General features: G+C 63.2%; 1 protein-coding gene and 2 pseudogenes. All 3 read right to left on the bottom strand.

Annotated elements, in window-relative coordinates:
• Nucleotides 1-536: pseudogene (locus NKH42_RS31065) on the bottom strand (ATP-binding protein); the annotation flags it as partial.
• Nucleotides 533-1,189, bottom strand: a pseudogene (locus tag NKH42_RS31070) (Mu transposase domain-containing protein); the annotation flags it as partial. The pseudogenes NKH42_RS31065 and NKH42_RS31070, both read right to left, overlap by 4 nt.
• Nucleotides 1,190-1,230: 41 nt before the next feature.
• Nucleotides 1,231-1,517 (bottom strand): transposase (locus NKH42_RS31075; protein WP_352683205.1); only part of this gene is annotated, 287 nt, incomplete at its 5' end.

Below are 1,517 nucleotides of genomic sequence, written 5' to 3' on the forward strand. Positions count from 1 at the left end.
CGATCTCATCGACAACGAGCAGAGCAGGCCGGCAGAAGAAGCGGATGCGTTCCTGCAGGCGGCCTTCGCGTTCGGCCCTTGCCAGCGCGGCGATGAGTTCGGCGAGCGTGCAGAAATAGACGCTCTTTCCAGCCTTCACAGCCTCGACGGCAAGCGCAATGGCCAGATGGCTCTTGCCTGTGCCGGGCGGGCCGAGGAAGTGGACGACCTCGCAGCGGGCGACGAAGCCGAGTTGGGCCAGCGTGAAGATTCGATCGCGGTCGAGCGGGGGCTGGAAAAGAGAAGTCGAAGCCGGCGAGCGTCTTGATCGTGGCCAGGCGCCCCATGCGCAGTGCCGTCTTGATCCGGCTGTTCTCGCGCAGGGTCAACTCTTCCGAGAGGAGGATGTCCATGGCTTCGAGGGCGGCGATCTCGCCTTTCTCGAGCCGGCGCACGACATGATCGAGCGCTTCGAGCGCCCGCGGCATCTTCAGGCCGACGAGGTCGTGGCGGATCCGGTCGATGGTGGATGGCGTGGTGTCGAGCGCGTTCGTCATGGACGTTGCTCGTTCGCCATCACCCGGGCGACGGCGTCGTAGAAGGCCAACGGGCGCTGAGCGACCCTGTCGCCCGAGCCATGAAGAATGACCTCGTCGTTCCTCAGTCTTTGTCGGCGCTTGTGGACGTGGATGTTGCGATGACCCGGCTCGACATGACGCTGGTGCCGGCCTTCGAGAATAGGATGGGTGGCAATCAGTGCGCCGTCCTCGAAGATGCGCAACTCTTCGGCCAGCGTGTGTACCTCGACGACACGGCGCCTGGTGGCATCGGGCACGCTGTAGAAATTGCCGCCGACGCTGACCATGCCCTCCCGGCTGATACGTCGCTCGAGCTTTAGGACCGATCGGAACGGAGCCAAAGGCAGCGGCCGCAGCGCTGCGCGCTCCTCGGCGAAAGCTTCGTTGACGACACGCCTTGTGGTGGCGTGAACCCTCGGGTTTGCGACCGTGTCCAGCCAGTGACGCAACTGGGCGTTCAGGTCTTCGAGATTGCGAAAGGACCGGGCCAGGAAGAAGTCCTCGCGAATGTAGCGGAACGGCCGCTCGACCTTGCCTTTCGTTTTGGCGCGGTAAGGCCGACACGCCTTGGGATGGAAACCATAGTGGCGGGCAAGATCGACGAGGGCACGGTTGTAGACGATGCCGCCGGTATCGGGGACTGTCAGGAATTCTGTGCGCGAGGCCGGTCTCGTCATTGGCTGACGAACCTCTCGCCGAAGACAACGGCGAACTGGGTCTTGGCCTCGAACCATTCGCGCGGCGGTCGTTTCCATTCCTCAGCCGCATGGTTCAGGACCAGATATAGCAGTTTCATCGCCGCGTCGTCACTCGGGAAGTGTCCGCGGGTGCGGACGGCGCGGCGCAGCTTGGAGTTCAACGCCTCAATTGCATTCGTAACCGGTATGATCATGACGGTGCCATCCGATCCCCGCTGGAGATGAGCGATTTTCGGCGTATGGTGCGACCATCCGGGACAGG

It is taken from the genome of Mesorhizobium sp. M1142, from assembly GCF_040318565.1.
Classification (GTDB): domain Bacteria; phylum Pseudomonadota; class Alphaproteobacteria; order Rhizobiales; family Rhizobiaceae; genus Mesorhizobium.